Genomic DNA, 14,978 nt, shown 5'->3' with positions numbered 1-14,978 from the left:
AACCTAATTGTTCAAGTTAGTCATATCACACCGAAAGGGCTGCTACTGAACCATTGACTGTGGCCGTAACGCGCAAGAAGTTGGTTCTGATTATTGCATTGAGACTTGTGTAATATGCTTTTTATTTGACTTCGTACGGTTTCTTTTGATACTTGCCTTATATTGGCAATCTCTGAACAGGTCCAGCCGCGAAGAATATGGTGGAATACTTCTGATTCGGACGCGGTCAGTACGGGGAAGCCGGGCTTTCTATTCGTGTAGGACAGGTGCTCCCAGGCATTGAGTAGTTTCTGGTGTGATACCCATGAATTCGCCCAGGCAATTGCTATGTCAGAGATTAGACGGAGCTTTGAATATTCGTACTGACCTAATAGTGTGAAGCTATGAAGTAATATTGTCAGGTTGAAGTTGTAGTTGATCTTATCGGTGACCATATACAGGTTGGGAGAAGGTTCGGTAATCGTTAAGTTGGTTTGACTGAGCAAGGTTTGATCTATGAGATAATCGATATCATGATGGATGACCTTCCTTTCGTGCTGCACACTTTTCTTTAAGTAAATGGTGAGATTACTCTCGACTTCAGAACAGAAGTTTAGGCTTACCGATATAGGTTCTAATGTTTTAAGCACGGGTTTGTTTATATCGGTATATATAATCAGCCCTACATTGACAATACCAATGGATTCAAGGTTCTCCCTTAACTCCTTCTCGAAGAAGGTAAATGACAATCCGAGTTTATTATCGGCTTGTTTGGACTCTACGCTTGCATCCATGGTGTTGCTCCCTTCTTAACACTGGCTTCGGTCGCCTTTCAAGGACATCGAGCAGCCGTTTTTATTCTTCCCTCAATGAAAATGATACCGTTGTGCTTATTATGAAATCATCACCCTGATGGGTTACATCTATGGATTACATTCATGAAGGGTCATATTTATAAGGTCATTCTGTTGGGAATGAGAGTAATAAACAATACGCAATTTCTTATATGTAGTATAAGTTGGGCTAATTATATGAGGTTTAATTATTAGGGTGGGGATATTAAGGTGAAGAGGTGAGGGGGAATTATTGTTTAGAGACTATGAGCAACACACCGTTTTAATGACATGGTTGCTCATATCGGTAATGAATTACGTTTACGCAAACTCTTTTTGCAGGTAGCTGACGATATCCGAAGACTCATACATCCACTGAGTTTCACCTTCTTTTTCAATTCTTAGACAAGGCACTTTGATTCTGCCACCACCATTCTCAAGGTCACTTCGGTGCTGTGGGTTGGTCTTCGCGTCTCTTAAGTCGACTTTGATAGATTGACGCTTTAACTCACGGCGAACTTTGACACAAAACGGACATGCATCGAATTGATATAGAGCCAGTTGGCTCGCTTTATTGTCGGCGAACTGTTGATCTTCAGAGCTGCGCTTTACGCCACGTGGAGAGAAAATAAAATTGAGCAATAGAATGATACGACCCAGTATCCATCGTACAACTTTCATGATTAATCCTTGTGTTTTAGTTATTTATTGAGCCATTGGATTGTATCAATCAAGAGACGAAAGATCCGCAAATTGATCTAGATTAATTTGAGGTTAAATTTTGTACAGTTTTTGATTGCAGATTCATCGATCTGCTCCTAGTTTTAATAAACCACTCACAAACGGGAACCATCATGAAACGTGCAAATTCATCCTATCGTCTACAACTTATCAAGGAAGTCGCATTACGTCATCAGCAAACCAAATACACTGATCCGATGGCTCTCCGAATTGAACAGATGATGCATGAACAACCTGAACTCAATGATTTTGACGAAACTAAGCGAAACTTTAATGGTTGTTACTATGATGAGCACGCTGGTGGCTGGTTAAACAAAACGTGGCACTCCAAGTAGTTGAAATTTAATACTCTCTTTTTAGTTAATTCCTTGTCCATTCTGGCAATAATCACAAGGATGTGAAGCGCCAGTTGTCCTATTAGCCGTGAAGATACAATTTTCTATCCGAAATGCGTATAATCGCGGCTCTTTACATTCTACCTAACTCAGAGCAGTGAATGACTTTTTCTAAACTTGGCCTTAGTTCTCCTATCGTCGATGCGTTGAACACGCAAGGTTACGATTCTCCAACCTCAATTCAAACCAAAGCGATTCCAATTGCTCTACAAGGCAAAAACCTGATAGCGGCAGCGCAAACGGGTACGGGTAAAACGGCGAGTTTTGTATTGCCTATCTTGGAGCGATTAAAAGATAGTGAGACGAAAAAGAAGAAGCGCATTCGTGCATTGATCCTGACCCCAACGCGAGAGCTTGCTATTCAGGTTAATGACAGCATCAAGGCTTACGCTAAGAACCTGAATCTGACTTCTATGGCAATGTTTGGTGGGGTTGATGAAAAGCCACAGAAGCAAGCGTTAATCGAAGGCGTAGATATAGTGGTGGCAACGCCAGGTCGTTTGATTGACCTGTACGGTCAACGCGCCGTTTACTTTGAAGAAGTTGAAACTCTGGTTCTTGACGAAGCGGACCGTATGCTCGATATGGGCTTCATCGACGATATCAATAAGATCATCGCTCGCTTACCTGAGGATGTACAGAACCTACTGTTCTCTGCAACGCTATCAAACCCTGTACGTGAACTAGCACGCACGGCAATTCCTCACGCTGAAGAGATTGCAATCGCTAAACAAGCGGCGTCTAAACCCAACATTGAGCAGTGGATTACGACGGTCGATAAAGATAAGAAATCCGCACTGTTGAGCCATTTAATTAAAGATAATGAGTGGAAAAAGACGCTTATCTTTATTGAAACCAAGCATGGTGCGGCTAAATTGGTGTCCCAGCTAGAGAAGCGAGATATTAAGGCAGAAGCCATTCACGGCGGCCGTAGCCAAGATGCTCGTGCTCAAGTGCTTAATGATTTTAAAGAAGGTCGATTGGACTTCTTGATCGCGACAGGGGTTGCAGCGCGTGGTATTGATATTGAAGAGCTTCCACGAGTCGTGAACTATGATTTACCGTTCCCTGCCGATGAGTACGTTCACCGTATTGGTCGTACTGGGCGAGCTGGCGCACAAGGTGAAGCGATTTCACTTGTTTCTAAAGATGATTTCAAGAACCTGTGTATGATTGAAAGCCGTCTGGATCATCTGCTTGAGCGGCGCGTCATTGAAGGCTTTGAACCACGTAAAGCCGTGCCGATTTCTATCTTGAACTACGTTCCAAAGCACAAGCGTCAAAGTTAGGTTTAAGTTTTTAGTTCCTAGTTTCTAGTTCCTAGATTTTAATCTCTAGGCACTAGGAACTATGCTCTAGCTACTATGCATTAGCTTCTTGATTCTCCAAAGGTATCCCCGTTTATGCAAAAGCTATTGGTCGTGCTCGGTAAACGACTTTCTGATGATCAGCTGACTTTAGAAGGGCAGGGGCGTGTTGAAGCCTTGGTTGATTACCTTCTGAAGGTGAAAGATCCTTCGCTTGTCATCGCTTTCAGCGGTGGTGTGACGCAGGGTAATAGTGTGTCTGAAGCACAGGTGATGGTGGATTACTTCTTTGAACTCATCCAAGCGCAGAAAAGTGAACCGCTGTACCACTCCATCATTCTTGAGCAAGAGTCATTAAGTACGGTGCAAAACGTGCAGAACATTGCGGAAAAGATTGTTGAAAGCGAGTTGTTCTCTTCAGAGCAACCTGTCGAACTGACTTTCATTTCAAACGACTACCATTTGTCTCGTATGATGCAGATCCAACAGTGGATGGACGAGCAGGGGCTATTAAGAGTTTTGACAGAGCGAGCCAAACAGGTTGGCATTGAACTGATCATCGGGCGCAGCTTATCTGACCATATTGTTCTTCCCTACCCACATACTTCGCTAGCAGGGGAGCTGTTTTTGTTGGTTGATGAGATGACACCTTATCGTGTATTGCTTGAAGGTATCTTGGCTCAGGTATTTGAACGAGAGTTATTGGACGTCGCTCAGCCATCACATCAAATGGCGCTAGAAGCGCTGACCAAGATCAAGGTGCTATTGGCCAGCAATGATGACTTCCCTATGCTTGAAGTGATGCTACCTGTACTAGAGCGAACCATAGAGCAAAGCCATCAAGAGCTATACTCAAGTCACTTTCAAGAACGTAAACCAAGTGAAGCCCTGATCAGCAGTTGTTTGGCGTTTTTGGATACCAACCTGACCTTACTGAATCGTTACACTGACCCTGAAGTGCAATGTAAAGCATCTTGGTGGAAGTAAAACGATTAAAAAGCAGCCTTAATCGTAACCATAGAAATAAATCTCAATAAAAATGTGACTTGGGTCTTGTTTTTGTCCTGGTTTGATTTATCATTACACCAGTTCTGAAAATTAATTACATTTTTGTAAGTGGAGATCATCATGGGTTACGAATTAGGTTCTGCATATTTAGGTCAAATCGTTGCTAAACAAATGATTGAAGAAGCTCTATACGGAAAGCCAAAGAAAGTTAAGAAGACTTCTTTCTTCAAGCGTTTTGCTAAGAAACTATCTAAATAATTTAGACGTTTATTGAAACAAAATTACAAAAGCCCGTTGCTGGATAGCAACGGGCTTTTTGCATGATAGTGCCTAGTGCCTAGTTCCTAGAGGCGTCATTCCCTACAGTGCGTTCACGAACTAAGATAGGGAATCTCGCTCTTTTTGTTTGAGCGAAACTCCCAGATGGATATATCCCAATTGTGGTCTTAGGCGCTGCGCTCCATATCCACGACATTATCTGGAATACTCAGCTTCTTTTGTTCCTCTAACCATTTTTCTAAGTTGTCTGCACCACCAACGTATTGGTCATTGAGCCAGATCTGAGGAACGGTGACAGGCGTTTTTAAACCGATATGTGCCTTCACTTCTGGAATCATTCGGTATAGCGCGGCGCTCTCTTTCACCACGTCGTGGTACTCGTAAGGAATGCCAGCTTCATCAAGCAGCTTCTTGGCTTTGACGCAGTACGGACAGGTCGCCTTGCCGTAAACCACATTGCCCTTCATTGTGTCTCGTTTGGTCCATTCTTGAATGATGGACTGAACTAATACACCGCGGTTTAAGGCTTCACCCTGGCTAATGACCTTACCTTCGACCATTAGAATCGGTGCGTGCCATGCCCCTTTGGCTAATGGCTCCCACCAATGAGAAAGCCAATCTTTCACTTCCAGTTCAACTTTCACATCGGCGAGTTCGTTTTCAAAGGTATCCTTGATGATGTCCTTTGTTAGCGTACATTCACCACATGGAATGTTGACTTTAAATGGCCCCCAAGCGCCGGCCCAACGGTAAAGTGTTACTTTGATTGGCTTTGTCATTGCTACATCCTTATTCTTGTTGTCGCCATTTATTATGGCTCATTCCTTAGTAGAAAGGTGCTAGTGCTTTTTTATTTCAGCGTTATGCAGTTTTTTCTTTGCGTCGTTTTCCACCTTCCCATTGGGTGATGAAGGCCACCGCCCCAATGATGATGAACGCTCCTAACCAAAGGCGGCCAGGTGGAACCCAACCAAACACCATCCAACCCGCGAGCACATTCAATGGCAGTTTTGCGTGGTCAAAGGGTTGTACGAAAGAAGCATCGGCAACAGAGTAAGCTTTTACAATGGCCCATTGCGCGAGCGCGGTTAATGCACCGGCAGCAAGCAATACCAGCCAAAGTTCACCTGAGTCAGGCATTTTCCATTCCGGGAGCGCTAAGAAGAGGTTGAAGGGGGTGATCAGCACTAGCAGGTAAACCACCATCGTCGATGGAGAGTCGTCAGAAGAGAGCTTTTTCACCATCAGTGAGTAACATGCCCAGAAGAACGCAGCACCGACAGGTAATAGCGTTGCCCACGTAAAGTCATCGCCCCAAGGCTCTAGGATGATCATCGCACCACTAAAGCCAGCGATTGTCGCCCCCCAACGAGCGGCGCCGACGTTTTCTTTGAGGAAAAGCCCAGAGCCTAGGGTGGCAAACAGTGGTGAGGTCATGAGTAATGCAATGCCTTGCCAGATAGGGACAGGGTAGGCGAGTGCCCACATCCATAGCTGGATACCAATAACCGATAGGAAGACGCGGAAAATGTGCAGGCCCAAATGGTCGGTTTTAAGGGAGTTGCGAATTCCTAGTGTTTTTAGATACGGAAGAATAACGACTAGAGCGATAGCGTATTGAATCAGTGCGACCATTGTTGATGATAGGCCGTGATTGATACTCGCAATTTGCGCAAGGCTATTAACAATTGCAAACGCTAAGCCTGCGGTAAGCATCCAAGAGGCGCCTTGGATAGGAGAGTGTTGTGACATAACTTTTTTATCTCGATGGAAACTACGCACATGATACGGCGATCACAAAATGAAACCAATGGAAAGTACCGAACGAGTTAGTCTAAAAAGTTGAATGTCCTTACAAAAATGAATAAGGCCGAGCAATTGCTCGGCCTTAGAAAGAATCTAAATCAGGTTAGATTAGAAGTCGTAGCGTAGGCCTAGACGTAGTGAGTCTTCAGCGTCATCTAGGTTGTTCAGCTTGTAAGCTACGTATGAACGGATATCGCTGTTGAACTTATAAGTACCAGTGATTTCGAAGAAGTCAGAGATGTCACCTTTACCAATAACTGTGTCTAACTCTTGCCATTGGTATGCACCAATTAGAGAGAACTGGTCATTGAATGAGTACTGAGCTGCTAGTTCCACACCCGAAAAATCGCTCTTAACGTCATCATCTAGTTCGCCAGTAGTGTAAGTTGCGCCTACATACAGGGCATCCATTGAGTAGTTCACACCCGCAATGATTGCATTTCCAGCGCCTTCACCTTCGCCATTATCGTTTGCTGAGTAACCCAGACCTAGGCCAAGACCCATTGGCAGTGTGTAGATACCAGAGATACCGAAGCCATCTGTGTCTTTATCTTCGCCCGCAATGTAGCTTGCTTTCAAAGAAAGGTCGTCATTACCATATGCATAAGCGATGGTGTTGTTAATCTGCTCATTACCGGCATTGATGAATGCTTTTTGATCACCTGAGTAGGTTGAAATATCTGACATTTGAGAAATTTGTACTGCGGCTGTATCTTGGCGACCAAATGAAACCGCACCAAAGTCACCTTTAAGACCTGCATACATGTAACGTTGTTTGAAGTCTGTCTCTGAAGTTTTGTCAGCAGATGACACCACACCTTGCTCCGCTTCATAAAAACCAAAGCCCGACAAGTCACTTGTAATCTCGCTTTCACCGCCTACATTCAGACGAAAACGGCTGTTGTTAGCCATTGTACCGTCGATTTCACCACCGCTAGATGTACCAACGAAATCACCACGGAACTCAGCGCGACCACCGATTTTTAGCGATGTGCCGTCAGAGTTGTAAACCTCTGCCGCTAATGCTGAACCTGAAACAAATGCTGCTACCACTGCAGACGCTAATACTGCTTTTTTCATAATTTACTTACCTTTATTAAAATCCGTGAGCGTTGTGCTCTTCCGTTTCGAATGAGGCTAATCTAGGGCAGCCAAATGACGTTTTGATTTCTCAAAAGTGACATTTATATGAATCAGTAAAATAAATGGAACTTTTCGAAAATGGTCATTTGATTGCACATAGAAAGCGTAGTACTCATTCATGAAATTTATGATTAGGTTTGCAAATATTTCCCTTGAATGTATGGATATTGAGAATGTTTCATTTTCATACACATAAATGTGATTTGATTAACCAAATGTAGGGTGGTGATAGATAAACTGTTTGTATAAGTAAAATTGATATTGGGGAATTTTAAGGTTTAAGCCTTTGATAATTTTCTTATCTGGGTCACACAGATCTGGCACACACACTTAATAAATGTGATTTATGTCACTATAAAAGCGTCTTTAGTCTGTTTTATGGGTGACTTTAGCTTTTTGATGTGTTTTTTATTTTGATTTAAGTGTTTGAATTGTATGGATTAAGTTCTAAAGGAGGGGGTGTTGTTCAATTTTTATATCGTTTTATGCGAGAGCTGTGAACTTTATCGCTAAAGTGCATAACCATGTTAACCCGGCGCATCAACAAGCGGTTGAAACTATCCTAACTGATTGTTTTGACAGTTTTGTTTAATAACTATGAATTCGCGCCAAAGCTATATGGAAATCGATAAGATGAACAAAAAACTACTAGCGGTAGCAATCGCAGCAGCAGCATTCGGCACTCAAGCAGTTGCAGTTGAGCTTTACAACAACGACGGCACTACATTCTCTGTAGGTGGTCACGTTTCTGTAAACCTAAACGGTTCTGAGCAAGGCGATACAGATGTAGGTGCAAACTCTCCACGTATCAACTTCAATGCAACTCAAGACCTAGGTAACGGCTTCACAGCTGATGCTCGCGGTGAGTGGGCAATTAACTACCTTGACGGTGGTGAAGATACATTTACAACTCGTCTAGGTTACATTGGTGTAACTCACGATGAGCTTGGTCGTGCTGTAGTGGGTACACAATGGGCACCTTACTACGACGTAGCGGGTGTTACGGATATGCCAATCGCGTTTGCGAACGATTTCCTATATGAGCTTCACGGTGAGCTAGGTACTGGTCGTGCGGATAACATGGTTTCTTACCGCAACGGTTTCGACTTTGGTGAAGCTGGTGAGCTAAAATTTGGTCTAGGTTGGCAGGGTAAGCAAACTACGACTTACACTGATGAAGATGTACTACCAAATGGTGACATCCAATTCGATCGTTATGATGTTCGCTACGGTGACCGCACTCAAGCAACTCTTTCTTACTCAATCATGGGTGTGACAGCTGGTTACGCATACAACACTGGTGACCTTGAAGGTGAATCTCTAGACTTCAACACGTTCAGCCTAAACTACGGTTCTTACGGTAAAGGTCTATACCTTGCTGGTGTTTACCAAATGATGGAAGTGGCAGACTTTGAACAAGATTCATACGAACTTCTAGCTGCTTATGCACTAGCGAACAGCCTAAACTTCAGCGTAAACTACGAGAACGTTGAAGAGAAAGAAAAAGGCTTTGCTAAAGAAACAGCACGCGAAGAGATGGCTCTACAGGTTGAATACAACTTCACGCCTAAGTTCGTGGGTTACACTGGTTACCAGTTCGACCTAAACGACGACAACGGTCGTAAGACTGATGACAAGTGGACTATCGGTGGTCGTTACTACCTATAATCGAATCGGTTAAGATTTGAATACTTGAAACCCGCCAATTGGCGGGTTTCTTTTTATATGTCGAAAGTGATTTTATTGGACGAGCTTTTGGCTAATGAGCGCTTCTAGCTGATTATACTGGTCATAAATCTTGGCATGTTTCATTCGCAGTAGAGACGAGTTGGTATAACCATCATTCGCCATCGAAAGGTGAGCGTAGTCTGAATCGACACTGAACTTTAGGTTTGACTCGACTGATTTTTGAAACTGGGCTTTTAATATTGGGTCGACCTGCGTTTCCTGTAACGCTTTTCGTGTATTCACTAACTTCTCACCAGATAAACCCTCAAGCTTTAGCTGAAACAGGGCATGCAATCGCGCGTATTCTGCAAACAGTGCTTTATTTTGATTTTTAGAGCAGATTGCAAAGCGATTTTTTGGAGAAATCAGTGAGCAAGAGACAGACTCTTGAGATAGGTATTTGATGGACTCGTTGATAATCAGTTTATCCTCAAAATCCAACGATCTAGCTAGTGAGAGACTGGGAAAGAGAACCGCCAACAGTAACAAGTTCCTCATGGGTTAAGCCTTATGTGTTTTGTTTTATATTTTCTGAAAGTATACCTCGGCTTACCGCATCCTGTCTAATATATGAATTTGTATTGGTAGGGGCATGTTCCTTAAAGCACAAAGCCCATCGAATGACGGGCTTTGTAAGGGCAGTGGAGGTTCTGATTTAACGTCTTAGATAGACTCACCGTTTACAGTGACGACAACATCAATGTTACCGCGAACTGCATTCGAGTATGGGCAAACCTGATGTGCGATGCGTGTCAGTTCCAACGCGTTTTCTTGAGGAAGCTCTAAGGTCACATCTAGGCTGACCGTTAAGGCGAAACCACCTTCTGCATTTGGACCAATACCCACTGTTGCAGTAACAGGTGCGTCTTTGATGCTCACTTTACCTTCACGAGCCACATGCAGGATAGCGTTAGAGAAACAAGCAGAGTATCCGGCAGCGAACAGTTGCTCTGGGTTTGTTGCTTTACCTGTGCCGCCCATTTCTTTAGGGTAGCTTAGGTCAACATTAAGTAGACCATCATCAGTTGCTACGTTTCCGTTACGACCTGCTAGTGCTGTTGCTTTCGTAGAGTATAGAGTTGTCATTGTCATCATCCTTTCATTGTTGAATTTAAGTTGTGCGCTATCTAATTGTTTGCAATCTTATAATGAAGCTATCATTTGATCAAGTAGATTGTGTGCAATTTATTTTTTGGTATGCTTAGAGCGAGAGAGCTAGAAAATCAGAAAGGTGAGAGATGGATACATTAACGACAGCGATTGAAACCGAAGAGCAAGCATTACATCTGGAGAATCAAGTTTGCTTCCCGCTATACAGCGCTGCAAATGCGGTAATCCGTGCGTATCGCCCGTTGCTGGATGCACTCGACCTCACTTACTCGCAATACTTAGTTATGATGGTGTTGTGGCGAGAGAACGGTATTAACGTTAAAGAGCTAGGGGCGAAGCTGTATCTTGATTCAGGGACGTTAACCCCTCTTCTCAAGCGCTTAGAAGGCAAGGGGATTGTAATTCGCAAGCGGAGTGAAACCGACGAGCGAGTACGAGAGCTTTATTTAACCGACTTGGGACAAGAATTGAAACAGAAAGCACTCGACGTTCCCAAAGCAATGCGCTGCAAAGTCAATCTAGAGTTAGACGAACTCATTCAACTGAAACATTTATGTGAGAAGCTACTGTCTAAGCTTAGCTAACGAGACGGTTTATTCTTATCCTTCATGACGAGATCAATAAACCTCAGTCGGTCACAGTAATCGTTTGCTTAGTTTGATAAATTGATTAGCTTTTCTAGTTTTCTAGTTTTCTAGTTTTCTAGTTTTCTAGTTTTCTAGTTTTCTAGTTTTCTAGTTATCTAGTTATCTAGTTATCTAGGTGTCTGTTCTAATGTCACAAGTCGTCAGTAAGGAGTGCTGAGTGAAAACGGTCCGTTTTGAGAATGAGTGTGTGGTTCCATCGAAGGTGATTTGCATAGGAAGGAACTATGTTGACCACATAACTGAACTTGGGAACGCGATACCTGATGAAATGGTGGTTTTCAACAAACCCAACTCTTCCATTGGCAAGGTCTTAAAAGTCTTTCATCAAGAGCCTCTGCACTACGAAGCGGAAATCTGCTTACTGGTTCAAAACGGAGAGTATGCCGCTGTTGGATTGGGACTTGATCTCACCAAGCGCGGGCTACAATCTAAGCTTAAAGAGAAAGGTTTACCTTGGGAGCGAGCAAAAGCTTTTGATGGTTCAGCGATATTCAGCCGCTTTGTGCCTATTTCTCCTGAACAATTACCACACCTGACCATCGAGTTGGTGATCAACAGTATGCGCATGCAGAAAGGGCATGTAGAGCAGATGCTGTATCCACCTCATGTCATTCTTTCCGAACTCAACCAATACACGACGTTGGAAGATAACGATATTGTGATGACTGGCACGCCAAAAGGGGTTGGGCAGGTTCACCCTGGAGACCGCTTCGTTGGCCGCATCCAATACAAAGAGCAAACGCTGATTGAGGTGGAGTGGATCGCTGCGTAGGCTCTACGTCTATTCACACCGCCATTTTTCCTGTTTCTATACCTTGATTAGTTGATTAGTTGATTAGTTGATTAGTTGATTAGCCGAGGTTTTTTAGTTCGTGTTTGAACGTATCTAGCCATCTGGCGTTAACAATCATATTATGATGGCTCATTAATACGTTATTGGAGAGTAACCAGCATGACAATGGTGATTGTTGGTCATCGAGGCGTTGCGGGGCATTACCCGGAGAATACCAAAGTAAGTATTCAAGCAGCGATCGATATGGGATTAAAGTGGGTCGAGATTGACGTTCAGCCAACCAAGGATAATGTTTTGGTGGTGTGCCATGACCATACGATTGATCGTTGTAGTGATGGTATGGGGCGAGTGGATCAATACACCTATGCAGAGCTTCAAGAGTTTGACTTCGGTGGTTGGTTTGCGGATGAATTCAAGGGTGAATCGATCTACACCCTAAAAGAGTTGCTTGAATTGGCTGCTGAGAATGACGTTGGCCTCAACATTGAAGTCAAAGTAGACGAGCATGACCCTGAAGAGGTGACTCGACACCTTAAACAGCTGCTCGATGCCTCTCCTTTGAGTGACGAAAAGATCATTCTATCGAGCTTTAGTCATCATATTATGCGCCAGCTGCATACTCACTGTCCGGGTTACAAACTTGGCGTGCTAAGTGAACGTTTACGGCTGAAAGATTGGCAGTTGCTTGAAGAGATATCTGCCTTTAGTTGCCACCTGAACTTTCGATGGACCTCTGTTCGAGATGTCGAAAAACTAAAGCTGGCGGGTTACCAGGTCTGGTGCTTTACCGTTAATAATCCAGTAAAACTTAAACACTATCCAATGCTAGATGGTGTATTCAGTGATTATCCAGATCGCTTCATATAACGGCACTTAACGCGAAAAGAAGCCACATTTATAGTTAACGCTAATGGGTGTCGAATTGGTCGTCGTTGGGCAATTTCGGCATTCACCTAGGTAATAGATTAAGGATTGAGAGTGAGAACACCCTGTAAGGCAGCCTGTAAGAATGACGGTGGTATTTGTAGTGGTTGCATGCGCACTATGGAAGAAATTGGCCAATGGCGTCATCTCAGTGATGAAGACCGTGATAGCAAAATGGCCATTTTGGACAAATCAGACTCCACTCACACTTGCCCAACCTGTGGCGAAGGCGCGCATTGCGATATCGCCAAGGGAAAAGAGACATGTTGGTGTTTTGACTTGGAAAAACGTGATACGAGCTCAATAGAAAAGAGTGATACGTGTATGTGTCGTTCGTGTTTGTCTCGATTGCCGATAGAATAAATCTCAGGCAATAAATGTACCATTAAGATTGTATGGCGCTTCGGTATCCACTCTCGCTATTTTCTCTCTCGCGTTAATTCGTTGGTTTATATGACTAATGGTTTGTTTGAGTGAGTGTGATAACCAAAGGTTATTGCGCTTATAAGTACTGCTAAATGTTCAACCGCTGTTATTTCGAATAATCTACGCTCGTTCCCAGCCAGTAATAGAGAGTTCGTAATGTTCAAGTATAATAATCGACTAAAATTTGTTTCTTTAGCTGCAGCGATGATGCTTACTGCTGGATGCAGTTCTTCTGCTTTCGACTCTGATAATGAAAACTCAGCGCGTAACCGTGGCGCTGCAGGCGGTGCACTGCTTGGTGCAACCATGGGTGCTCTAGCGGGTGATGCAACCTTAGCGGCTCAAGGCGCGGCAGTAGGCGGCGTTGCTGGTGGTGTTGCTGGCTCAATGAAAGACTTAGACGATTCTCGCCAAGGTGATCGCAACCAAGTACTTGCCGATGGCATCTCTCAAGATAATCGTAGTGATGCTGAAAAGCGCGTAGCTGAACTAGAAGCTGAAATTCGCATCCGTGAGCTTGAGCAAAAGCTAGCTGAAATGGAAGCCGCTGATAAAGCGAAGGATACCGAAGAGGGTTAATCTTTCTTTGGTTAGAACACCGATTACACTAATACAACGAACAGAGGCTAATAAGCCTCTGTTTTTGTTCATGTCTACCTTTTACATCGCCTCTTAGCTTATCTTCTTAATTATTCTCAAAAATGAGAACCTATCGCGCAAAATCTGAACTGTTATTTTTTCTGCCTATAAAATGTTCTATGTTGGAGTCTACAACGATAGTGCAGTTTACTTGGTCAATAATTGGATAGGAGTCTGATTATATGAAAAAAATAGCATTAGCAGTGGTGGGTATACTTTGTGTTAGTCATGCCTCATATTCGAGCCCGTACCTAGGGCTTAAAGTTGGTAAAACCTGGTTTGATGACGGTTGTTCCAACGTTACCGATTGTGAAGACGACTCTGGGTCACTGGGCCTCTATGGTGGGTATCAATTCTCGGATTTTCTCTCCTTAGAAGCAGGGTATGACTATTTAGGTGAATATACCTTACAAGATGTCGACGATGATCGTATCCATGCCTTTTCTTTAGCTCCGAAGCTGTCCTTTGCAGTGACAGAGAAGTTGGATTTGTTTGCTAAATTCGGTGGTGCCTATGTCGATGTTGCCGGTGAAAGTGACGGTACTTATTTAGGAGCGGCTGGTCTTGAGTATCAACCGAATCATTCAAGCTCGGTGAGATTGGAGTACCAACATTTGTCTGATGTGAGTAATGACTACTTTACTTCCAACGTTGATACGGTTTGGTTGGGTTTTGCGTTCCATTTTGGTGGTTCAGACGATGAAGCAGAACCGGCTGCTACTGCTGCAACTCAGTCAGTTCCAGAGCCTGTTGAAGAAGTTGTAGAAGAGTCTGTTGTCACAACGCCTGTGGTAAAAAATTACGAGATGAAGGTAGTGGATTCTGGAAGTTTTGCTTTGAATAGCGCGAAGTTGAAGCCTGATAGCCAGCCGATTGTCGATGATCTTGCCCAGTTCATGAATCAATACCCACAATCAACGGTTGAGATCACTGGGTATACAGACTCAACCGGCGCTGTGGATTACAATCAGCAACTGTCGGAGAAACGAGCTCAATCGGTGGCGGATTCTTTGATGGAAGAAGGTATCGACGAATCTCGTATTACCGTCGTGGGAGAGGGTGAAAACAATCCTGTGGCATCGAATGAAACCAAGCAAGGGCGTGAGCAAAATCGCCGCGTAGAGATTGTTGTCCCGCCTTTTGAAGCCGTTGAATAACAACTAAGCAGAAACAGTTAGCCTCATGTATATGAACTCATTGCATGAGGCTTTTTTAGTTCG

General features: G+C 43.6%; 18 protein-coding genes. 11 read left to right on the top strand and 7 right to left on the bottom strand.

Annotation, left to right across the window (positions count from 1 at the left end):
• Positions 1-20: 20 nt before the first annotated feature.
• Together DPF91_RS00525 and DPF91_RS00520 are read right to left on the bottom strand one after the other, a co-directional pair.
• The gene (locus DPF91_RS00525; RefSeq protein ID WP_117232479.1) at positions 21-773 is read right to left on the bottom strand and encodes a helix-turn-helix transcriptional regulator; all 753 of its coding nucleotides are present in this window, start codon (positions 771-773) and stop codon (positions 21-23) included.
• A gap of 360 nt (positions 774-1,133) precedes the next feature.
• The gene (locus tag DPF91_RS00520) at positions 1,134-1,493 is read right to left on the bottom strand and encodes a glutaredoxin family protein (RefSeq protein WP_117232478.1); all 360 of its coding nucleotides are present in this window, start codon (positions 1,491-1,493) and stop codon (positions 1,134-1,136) included.
• A 173-nt stretch (positions 1,494-1,666) separates the two neighbouring features.
• Here DPF91_RS00520 and DPF91_RS00515 point away from each other — a divergent pair, with 173 nt between their 5' ends.
• The 4 genes from DPF91_RS00515 to DPF91_RS21985 all read left to right on the top strand — a co-directional run bounded on the left by DPF91_RS00515 (position 1,667) and on the right by DPF91_RS21985 (position 4,521).
• Entirely contained in the window at positions 1,667-1,888 is a 222-nt protein-coding gene (locus DPF91_RS00515) for a hypothetical protein (protein ID WP_117232477.1), read from the top strand.
• 161 nt (positions 1,889-2,049) lie between these two features.
• Positions 2,050-3,237: a DEAD/DEAH box helicase gene (locus DPF91_RS00510; protein WP_117232476.1), complete on the top strand. Its 1,188-nt coding sequence runs from the start codon at positions 2,050-2,052 to the stop codon at positions 3,235-3,237.
• A 114-nt stretch (positions 3,238-3,351) separates the two neighbouring features.
• The gene (locus DPF91_RS00505) at positions 3,352-4,242 is read left to right on the top strand and encodes a YdcF family protein (RefSeq protein WP_117232475.1); all 891 of its coding nucleotides are present in this window, start codon (positions 3,352-3,354) and stop codon (positions 4,240-4,242) included.
• Positions 4,243-4,383: 141 nt separating this feature from the next.
• Positions 4,384-4,521 carry a hypothetical protein gene (locus DPF91_RS21985; RefSeq protein WP_164683964.1) on the top strand — a complete coding sequence of 46 codons (138 nt, stop codon included), beginning with the start codon at positions 4,384-4,386 and terminating at the stop codon, positions 4,519-4,521.
• A 188-nt stretch (positions 4,522-4,709) separates the two neighbouring features.
• Here DPF91_RS21985 and DPF91_RS00500 read toward each other — a convergent pair whose 3' ends face one another.
• From DPF91_RS00500 to DPF91_RS00490, 3 genes are all read right to left on the bottom strand, one after another.
• Complete coding sequence (locus DPF91_RS00500; protein WP_117232474.1) at positions 4,710-5,321, bottom strand: glutaredoxin domain-containing protein; 612 nt, start codon at positions 5,319-5,321, stop codon at positions 4,710-4,712.
• A gap of 82 nt (positions 5,322-5,403) precedes the next feature.
• A complete protein-coding gene (locus tag DPF91_RS00495) occupies positions 5,404-6,294 on the bottom strand; it encodes a DMT family transporter (RefSeq protein ID WP_117232473.1) in 891 nt (296 codons plus the stop codon).
• A gap of 162 nt (positions 6,295-6,456) precedes the next feature.
• Positions 6,457-7,428: a porin gene (locus tag DPF91_RS00490; RefSeq protein ID WP_117232472.1), complete on the bottom strand. Its 972-nt coding sequence runs from the start codon at positions 7,426-7,428 to the stop codon at positions 6,457-6,459.
• Positions 7,429-8,124: 696 nt separating this feature from the next.
• Between DPF91_RS00490 and DPF91_RS00485 the strand changes: the two genes are divergently transcribed.
• Positions 8,125-9,159, top strand: coding sequence for a porin (locus DPF91_RS00485; protein ID WP_117232471.1), 1,035 nt, complete (start codon positions 8,125-8,127; stop codon positions 9,157-9,159).
• A gap of 72 nt (positions 9,160-9,231) precedes the next feature.
• Here DPF91_RS00485 and DPF91_RS00480 read toward each other — a convergent pair whose 3' ends face one another.
• Both DPF91_RS00480 and ohr read right to left on the bottom strand, forming a co-directional pair.
• Entirely contained in the window at positions 9,232-9,717 is a 486-nt protein-coding gene (locus tag DPF91_RS00480) for a hypothetical protein (protein WP_117232470.1), read from the bottom strand.
• Between the two features lie 165 nt (positions 9,718-9,882).
• Positions 9,883-10,305: an organic hydroperoxide reductase Ohr gene (ohr, locus tag DPF91_RS00475; protein ID WP_117232469.1), complete on the bottom strand. Its 423-nt coding sequence runs from the start codon at positions 10,303-10,305 to the stop codon at positions 9,883-9,885.
• A gap of 152 nt (positions 10,306-10,457) precedes the next feature.
• On the opposite strand from ohr, the gene ohrR reads away from it, so the two are divergent.
• The 6 genes from ohrR to DPF91_RS00445 all read left to right on the top strand — a co-directional run bounded on the left by ohrR (position 10,458) and on the right by DPF91_RS00445 (position 14,915).
• Entirely contained in the window at positions 10,458-10,913 is a 456-nt protein-coding gene (gene ohrR, locus DPF91_RS00470; protein ID WP_117232468.1) for a transcriptional regulator OhrR, read from the top strand.
• Positions 10,914-11,133: 220 nt separating this feature from the next.
• On the top strand, positions 11,134-11,748 hold the full coding sequence (locus DPF91_RS00465; protein ID WP_117232467.1) for a fumarylacetoacetate hydrolase family protein: 615 nt from the start codon (positions 11,134-11,136) through the stop codon (positions 11,746-11,748).
• A gap of 180 nt (positions 11,749-11,928) precedes the next feature.
• A complete protein-coding gene (locus DPF91_RS00460; protein ID WP_117232466.1) occupies positions 11,929-12,636 on the top strand; it encodes a glycerophosphodiester phosphodiesterase family protein in 708 nt (235 codons plus the stop codon).
• A 111-nt stretch (positions 12,637-12,747) separates the two neighbouring features.
• Positions 12,748-13,056, top strand: a complete 309-nt coding sequence (locus DPF91_RS00455; RefSeq protein WP_117232465.1) for a cysteine-rich CWC family protein — start codon at positions 12,748-12,750, stop codon at positions 13,054-13,056.
• Positions 13,057-13,323: 267 nt separating this feature from the next.
• Positions 13,324-13,698: a glycine zipper domain-containing protein gene (locus DPF91_RS00450; protein ID WP_420855565.1), complete on the top strand. Its 375-nt coding sequence runs from the start codon at positions 13,324-13,326 to the stop codon at positions 13,696-13,698.
• Between the two features lie 242 nt (positions 13,699-13,940).
• Complete coding sequence (locus DPF91_RS00445) at positions 13,941-14,915, top strand: OmpA family protein (protein ID WP_117232463.1); 975 nt, start codon at positions 13,941-13,943, stop codon at positions 14,913-14,915.
• Positions 14,916-14,978: the final 63 nt, after the last annotated feature.

The organism is Vibrio maerlii (assembly GCF_003415655.1).
Lineage (GTDB): Bacteria > Pseudomonadota > Gammaproteobacteria > Enterobacterales > Vibrionaceae > Vibrio > Vibrio maerlii.
Note: the sequence above shows the minus strand (reverse complement) of the source record. Positions and strands in the feature narration are given on the sequence as shown.